Here is a 6,858-nt window from a genome sequence, read left to right as displayed (position 1 = left end):
GGCTTCATTTATTGAGGGAGTATAGCTTAATAGTAGTGATTATATAATAGGTTAAAATAACCATTTAAGGGGTGGGCATGTAATGATAGGATCCCCAGAAATAAATAAAACAATTAGAAGAATCTTATCACCTTCATTGAGAGAAGCAGGATTTAATAAAGTGAATTCAAGACAAAACTGGGCTTGGATTGACCACTGCATCTGGGTATTAGAAATAAGAGCCGTGGGTAATTATTTTTCCGATGTAACGGGATGGCCGCCAATGTCTATTAACGTTGATTTAGGTATTTACTACGACTTTATTCCCTCAAGAAACTGTGAAATAAAAATAGGTACTCAGGGTGAACTCTTGCCGAAACCATTTCAATGTCATTTGGAGAATCAATTAAACTGTCAAATTGATCAAGCAAGATACAAGAATCATTTAGATAATCCTGCCGAAAAAGAGAGAGAGGATATTTGGTGGGTTGAACCTGATGGAAGTAATATAGAGGAAGTCATAACAGATATAAAAAACTCTTTTTCAAGAGATGGGTTGGAATGGTTTAGAACATATACGAATTTAAAGGTAGCTTTTAATGAAATTGAAAATCAGCATAATTCATTGAATAAGTTTTATAAAGCAAAGTATTTTGCCGAATATCTAAAAGACAGTGAAAAGATAATTAAGTACACCCAATTATTTGATATGGAGCAAAAAAGAATTAATATGTAAATCATCTAAGGGTTGCATGAATTCGAATAGTACAATTATTTCTTATTGTACTAAAGATAGAGTAATGTTTAATAAGAGACTAGAATATGTATTGATAAATTTGGAAAGAAATGAGGGCTTGGGTTGAGTATTTCAGTAGAAAATAAAATTATTGCAAAAACGGCCCTTAAAGCATTTGGAGACAATCCAAGCGTTTATAAATATTGGGATGATAATCATTCAAGCTCTATTGATATTCTCTCTGTAAAGTCTAGAGAGTTAACCGATGTAGTTTTAAGATCCACTATTGGTCTATCAGATTATTCAATTGGATATGAAGAAGGGTTTTTACCAGTGAGAATTGAAATTGTGGGGGCAAGTAACTTTGATTGTTTCCCCAATGTATTAGCTACTTGCGCTTTCAACATTATTAACTCAAAATTCCAGTGTTCCCTTGGTAGTATTTTTAAAGATGTTATTAATATGTACTTACCAAACAGCCCAATGAACCATATTTTATTCGTAACTCCTTTTCTTTGGGGAGAGGAATTAAAAACATTAGATTTTAAAAGTAAAAAAGTGGTTTGGTTGATGGCTATTCCTATATCTAACGCTGAAAAAAATTATGCTGATGAGCAGGGAGTAGAAGCATTGGAAGAACTTTTTGAACAAGTACCTATAAATGTTTTTGACTTGGAAAGGCAATCGATCTTGTGAAATTTTTAATGTCGTTGGGTTAATAGGTATAATTGTGCTGCCAAACACGGCAGTAATCTCTTATTGGACTAAAGAGGCAGTAATGTTTAATAAGAGACTGGTAAAATGAAACACTTATAAAGTGATCTCGTCATTTATTTATATGGGGGTATCTTAATGAATTTTGCAAAAAACCTACTGCCACTTAGTATCTTGTTTATATTATTAGTGAGTTGTAGTAATAACTATTCGAGTAGTCCTTCAATCAGTAATCCAACCCCAAAAGATTATTTAAAAAACACTGATGCTGATATATTTCTACTTGATGATTATGTATTTTCAAATGCAGAAGATATAGAATGGGTAAGAGAATTGGAATATGAATTAGGTGGGCAAGTAGGTGAAATAACAAAGCAAGCAGATAAGGCATCAAAGTTTAAGAATGGTACAGCGAATAAATTGCCAATAGGAACAAAGATATTCGAAACAGATACACCTGCATACATCGCAATTATTGATGGTAAGGAGATACGATATTTGAAAATGGTTGAAGGATAATTGTTATTCCAACTATAAGGGGCGTTGATCCAAGGATTAACGCCATTTTTATAAAAGTTTTTATTAAACTAAAGATGCAGATTAGTTTAAGAAATTAAAACTTAGTTAATAGGGTCGTCTATCATATAAGGGATGTGACGTTATTGAAAAAAATATTATTATTTATCTTGTTTGCTGTTATTCTCAGTGCTTGTAGTAAACAAGAAAATGGTGTTAACAATATGAAAAAACCTCCTGAATTAATAGTGAGTTCAAGCAGTAATAAAGTTAAGGCAGTCTTGGGAACATATAGTTGGACTTATGATAATGGTGATGGGACTTCGACTGGGAGTGAAGCTGACTCAGATATACCACCAAGAATAGTAAGGCTACAAACGTCTTCATTAAATACTGAACTGGGCTCTACAATTTACTTGGATTTTGCAAACCCTCCTAAAGGAGTAAAGGTGAATATTTGGAGTAATAGTCAACAGGAGAGAGAAGTAAAAGTTGAAGGAACTACTTTTGAAACAGATGAAAAGGGTTATATCGTATATGAAATTTACGCTAATTGGGACCAAGGTTCCGCTCATTATGCGGTAAAACTAAATATCCAATAAATTTCTTGTTCATTTATCAAATGCGTTGATCCAGAAGGATAAACGGCTTTTTTGTGAAATCCTTATTGAGCTAAAGGTGCAGTAATGCTTAATAAGCAACCATAATCTAACGGTTGAGGTGATGGAATGGAATTATGGAGACAACTTTTATTAAATGGCTCAGTTAAGCTATTTTGGAGAAATGAAATATTAGATAAATTCGTAAATGATATATCAAGCGAAGGTTTTGAGATTTATACTTTAGATTGCTCTCAATGGAGCTCACAAAATTACCACAATGATTTGGCATCTGTCTTAAATTTTCCAGATTATTATGGAAAAAATTTAAATGCATTTAATGACTGTCTTTCAGATATGACTACTGAAGGTATTGGTATCGTTTTAGTATTTAAGAACTATGACAAGTTTGCTATTAAGGATAACTATGCTGCACGTACAATTTTAGATATTATTCAAACCAATGCTTGGAGATTTTTACTTGAAGAAGAGAATCTTAAGCTACTTGCCTTTGTGCAATCAAATGATGCAACAATTGATTTCCCCGATCTAGGTGGAATGTCTGCCGAATGGAATAATGAAGAATGGCTCAATAAGGATAGGGATGTTTAATCGGCGTTGATTCAGAAGGATTAACGCCCTTTTTGTTGGCGTTCTTATTGAACAAACGATGCCAGGTTAACTAAAGAAGCATATCAATTATAGAGAGATTTTCTCGGATTTAGGAGGAATCATAATGGATTGGTCACAATGGTTGCAAGGCGGACCTTTTCTGGAAGTTAGCTTCTTATTGGAACATAAAGAAATAGAAAAGAAATCGAAAGCAATACAGGATATTATAAATAAGTTGCCAAAGCTAACGACTAAGGTTGAAATAATTGACGAGAACGTTGATGAAATTATTGATTTTTTTGATAGAGGCTACCCCTATGATGAGGAAGATCCAGAAACAAATTTTATACATTCATTAAGATTAAGAGTATTCGTTCACTTACCAAGGAAACGAAAAGCGAATTTACAAATTGAAATGGTTTCTTCAAATTCAATTATGGTAAATTTCTGGTTTTATGGGTCTATCTTTGATGCCTTTGAATGGGACCAAATCGGAATAAAAAAAGAGGAAATAAAAGACTTTACTATTTTCCTTATCGAGTTGTATTCCCTTTATGAGTTTAGGATTGGTGCAATAGCAATCGAAGAAGATGTTCTGGAGTTATTCGGATGCGGGGAAACTTATCCTAACGAATGTTATTGTTACGAGAATGTGAATCCGGACTGCTTCCTTCAAGAAGCATCTTGGTTTATAAATATTATATGGAATGAAAAGTGTGAGGGATTAAGCCGAATTCCATATAATCATAAAAGGCTTCATAAAGAAGGGATCCTTATTGAAACGGGGAGTTTTGATTTAGAATCTTGAATACTCAGGTGTATATCCAGAATGAAATAGGCACCTTTGCTGAAATCCTTATTATGCTAAAGGAGCAGTAATGTTTAAGAAGGAATGTCGAGGAAACATCAATTAAGAGGTGAAAACAACTATGATAGAAGCTCTGAGTAATTTCTTTGGTGCGGCAAAAATTCAAAAAAGAGAAAGCCAATAAATAATTTGTAGATGAAGAAAACCGTGTGTATGGATGCATTGATCAGAACGGATTAAAGAATTTTTATTATCATCATTTGTGTTTGAAATGACTGATACTTATGATAGTTTGCGTATGAGTAATTAAAATTTTAAAAGGTATGAGGTAAATATTTAAAAAAATCATTAGTAGTAATATTCATATTTTTTGTCTTTATAGCTTCATTTTTAATTTATAAATTTATGAACCAAAAAGTTGAATATGATGTCCTAAATGTTAAGGATGTTCCAACACAAATTCAGAATGAGATATCAACTAATTCTCAAAGGGAAGGTTTCTCTATCCACCATTTAGATAATTACACCTATGTATACTATAAAATTGACTCCAGAGAAAATGAGTATATTTCTACTGACCTATATGCCCGCAAGGAAAAAGACATATATATCATCACTTCGGTAGTGGATTGGGCAACAAATGATGACTTAATTTCTTATGAAAAAGTAATTAAATTAGAAAAGGTCCCTGAAAATGATGATGTTGTACTAAAGGAAAAAGATAAGAGATAAACTTTATAAAGAAGCTGCTAATATTGGCAGCTCTTAATTTTTATTCATTTATCAGCAATAAAAATTAACAGAGCCTTTTTTAAAGTAAAGGAGCAGGAGAGTCCAACAAGGATAGGCAGAAAAATTTCACGGAGGATTTGTCTAGTGAATACTAATAACCAAATTGATTTTTCTTATTTTATAGATCAAGAGCTGATTGATATTAAAATAAATGAAAATACCTTATTGATTCTCATATTATGTCGTGGGCAACTTTCAGTTGAATGTCCGTGGCGGTTGCGTAATAAAAAAGAAATACTAATAGGAGAAGTTGATTGTATTTCTGCTCCAGAAAAATATTCGCCAAGTAAACTAAAACAAATACTAGCTAATAAAGAGATAAAGAATATTACTTTTACTAAGGAATTGTTCTTGTTATCAATTGAATTTGAAGACAAATTATTTTTCGATTTATTCCATAATAGTAATTACTTTGAGGAATGGGTTCTTCAGGGGGATGAAATTGATGAGCTTTTTTCATTCCCAGGCGGAGATGTATCATATTAAAAATATCTTATTCGACTAACGATGCAGTTTAGTTCAATAAGAGTTGATTGTTTTCCCCGAATGCAATACGTTAATTATGAGGTGGAAATAGTGGATTTTAACGAGTTTTTATTGATTGTTGAAAAGATTAAAGCAAACAATCCGATATGGTTTGAATTAGAAACCGCCCCAATAGGGACTGATAGTGAAATTGCTAAATCTGAAAAACAACTTTCAGTAAGTCTACCAAAAGAATATAAACTTTTTATCAAAAAGTTTGGTGGCGGTTATTTCGCTTTCACCAATATCTTTTCAGTGAGTGACAGTGAATGGAACATAATTCAACAAAATAACGAAATCAACCTTATAAATTCTCACAAATTTATAGCTGTTTCTGATAATGAAATTGGAGATTATTACGGATTTGAAATTAAAAGTGGGATATGTAGTCCAAAGGTAAAATTCTATAACCACGAAATAAATCAAGTAGAAGAAACTGAGTATGATGATTTATACCAATATTTATTTAATGTGGGGCTTAAACAAGGTTAACGTACAACCTTATTTAATTAACGGGTACGTGAGTAGATCAGGGTTGTCGTTGCGGCAGCTTTTTCTTATTGTGCTAAAGGGCAGGAATGTTGAAGAAGAAAATAAAAATAGATAGGGGAAAGGTGGAAAATGTTAGATAAAATTAGAGCACTACCTGAAAAGTGGGCATTTTCAATTGGGTTATCTTTAATTGTGTTCAGTCCAATATTCTTATTTTTATTGCCATTTGGTAAATGGAGCGCAATGGTACAAGCACTTGTTTGGGGTATGGCCACCTTATTTATACTAAGCGCAGCTGATAAAAGACATTCAAGTAAAAAGCGTAATACCAATTATGTGAAGTAATGTTCTTAAACATATGGGTGCTTTGATCCTAGAAGGATTAAGGCACCTTTTTGTTGAATACCTTATTTAACTAACGAAGCAGTTATGTTGAAGAAGAGTATTGTAGGGAAGAGGAATGAAATTGGATAAACAAAGAACATTCTTTTATGGGTTTATGGTTGGTTTTGTATTAATGATTTTACCTGTACCCATTTTTTCTTTTGGAAAGACATTACGGATAATGTAGAAGTTATATTTCGATATAGTGGGTTTGCTTTAATGGTAGTTTGCGGAATTCCTTTGATTATTGATGTCTTTCGAACTTTTTTAAAATAAATTTTCACTAACGGGTGCCAGAGCTCCTAGTCGTGCTGCTTGTTTGACGAAAGGAGCAATTACCTCAATTGGATATGGTAAGATATAGAATATAAGTAGAAATAGGAGAGGAGAAGAATAATGAACGCGGGCTTAAATATCGGAGACCTTATCTTTCAATTATTTGCTGTAGCAGTTCCTATTATTTCGGTTGTTCTGTTATTTTTATTTTGGCGGTATTTAAAAAAGAATAAGGAACAATTAAATCGAATTGAACAGAAGTTAGATTCAAATAAAAGTAAGAATTAAAATCAGTTTACTTTGAGTCCTTGAGAGTTGAAAAAGGGTTGCTACGGCAATCCCATTTTTTTGTTCAAACAAGGAAGCACTTAAATAAAAATTGTGTTAAGAAATACACTTAAACAAACGGGGCAGCATTCCTGTAA

10 protein-coding genes are annotated in these 6,858 nt (G+C 32.4%); all 10 read left to right on the top strand.

The window, feature by feature from the left end:
* Window positions 1–82 precede the first annotated feature (82 nt).
* The 10 genes from J7I80_RS21505 to J7I80_RS21460 all read left to right on the top strand — a co-directional run bounded on the left by J7I80_RS21505 (window position 83) and on the right by J7I80_RS21460 (window position 6,118).
* Entirely contained in the window at window positions 83–715 is a 633-nt protein-coding gene (locus J7I80_RS21505; protein ID WP_214741250.1) for a DUF4304 domain-containing protein, read from the top strand.
* 123 nt (window positions 716–838) lie between these two features.
* Complete coding sequence (locus J7I80_RS21500) at window positions 839–1,411, top strand: suppressor of fused domain protein (protein WP_214741248.1); 573 nt, start codon at window positions 839–841, stop codon at window positions 1,409–1,411.
* 156 nt (window positions 1,412–1,567) lie between these two features.
* On the top strand, window positions 1,568–1,948 hold the full coding sequence (locus J7I80_RS21495; RefSeq protein WP_214741246.1) for a hypothetical protein: 381 nt from the start codon (window positions 1,568–1,570) through the stop codon (window positions 1,946–1,948).
* 143 nt (window positions 1,949–2,091) lie between these two features.
* Window positions 2,092–2,547, top strand: coding sequence for a membrane lipoprotein lipid attachment site-containing protein (locus J7I80_RS21490; RefSeq protein WP_214741244.1), 456 nt, complete (start codon window positions 2,092–2,094; stop codon window positions 2,545–2,547).
* Between the two features lie 126 nt (window positions 2,548–2,673).
* Entirely contained in the window at window positions 2,674–3,156 is a 483-nt protein-coding gene (locus J7I80_RS21485) for a barstar family protein (protein ID WP_214741242.1), read from the top strand.
* A gap of 124 nt (window positions 3,157–3,280) precedes the next feature.
* Window positions 3,281–3,964, top strand: coding sequence for a hypothetical protein (locus J7I80_RS21480; RefSeq protein WP_214741240.1), 684 nt, complete (start codon window positions 3,281–3,283; stop codon window positions 3,962–3,964).
* A 405-nt stretch (window positions 3,965–4,369) separates the two neighbouring features.
* A complete protein-coding gene (locus J7I80_RS21475; protein WP_214741238.1) occupies window positions 4,370–4,696 on the top strand; it encodes a hypothetical protein in 327 nt (108 codons plus the stop codon).
* 144 nt (window positions 4,697–4,840) lie between these two features.
* Window positions 4,841–5,242 carry a hypothetical protein gene (locus tag J7I80_RS21470; protein ID WP_251027910.1) on the top strand — a complete coding sequence of 134 codons (402 nt, stop codon included), beginning with the start codon at window positions 4,841–4,843 and terminating at the stop codon, window positions 5,240–5,242.
* A gap of 90 nt (window positions 5,243–5,332) precedes the next feature.
* Window positions 5,333–5,773, top strand: a complete 441-nt coding sequence (locus J7I80_RS21465; RefSeq protein WP_214741236.1) for an SMI1/KNR4 family protein — start codon at window positions 5,333–5,335, stop codon at window positions 5,771–5,773.
* A 129-nt stretch (window positions 5,774–5,902) separates the two neighbouring features.
* On the top strand, window positions 5,903–6,118 hold the full coding sequence (locus J7I80_RS21460; protein ID WP_214741234.1) for a hypothetical protein: 216 nt from the start codon (window positions 5,903–5,905) through the stop codon (window positions 6,116–6,118).
* Window positions 6,119–6,858 lie beyond the last annotated feature (740 nt).

It is taken from the genome of Bacillus sp. ISL-41 (assembly GCF_018613235.1).
Classification (GTDB): domain Bacteria; phylum Bacillota; class Bacilli; order Bacillales; family Cytobacillaceae; genus Mesobacillus.
The sequence above is the reverse complement of the archived record's forward strand: the minus strand, read 5'-3'. Positions and strand labels throughout refer to the sequence as shown.

Excerpts from the sequence above, each read along its gene's own strand:
- J7I80_RS21505 (WP_214741250.1), top strand. The coding sequence starts at position 83 with ATGATAGGATCCCCAGAAATAAATAAAACAATTAGAAGAATCTTATCA.
- J7I80_RS21495 (WP_214741246.1), top strand. The coding sequence starts at position 1,568 with ATGAATTTTGCAAAAAACCTACTGCCACTTAGTATCTTGTTTATATTA.
- J7I80_RS21485 (WP_214741242.1), top strand. The coding sequence starts at position 2,674 with ATGGAATTATGGAGACAACTTTTATTAAATGGCTCAGTTAAGCTATTT.
- J7I80_RS21480 (WP_214741240.1), top strand. The coding sequence starts at position 3,281 with ATGGATTGGTCACAATGGTTGCAAGGCGGACCTTTTCTGGAAGTTAGC.
- J7I80_RS21475 (WP_214741238.1), top strand. The coding sequence starts at position 4,370 with ATGAACCAAAAAGTTGAATATGATGTCCTAAATGTTAAGGATGTTCCA.
- J7I80_RS21460 (WP_214741234.1), top strand. The coding sequence starts at position 5,903 with ATGTTAGATAAAATTAGAGCACTACCTGAAAAGTGGGCATTTTCAATT.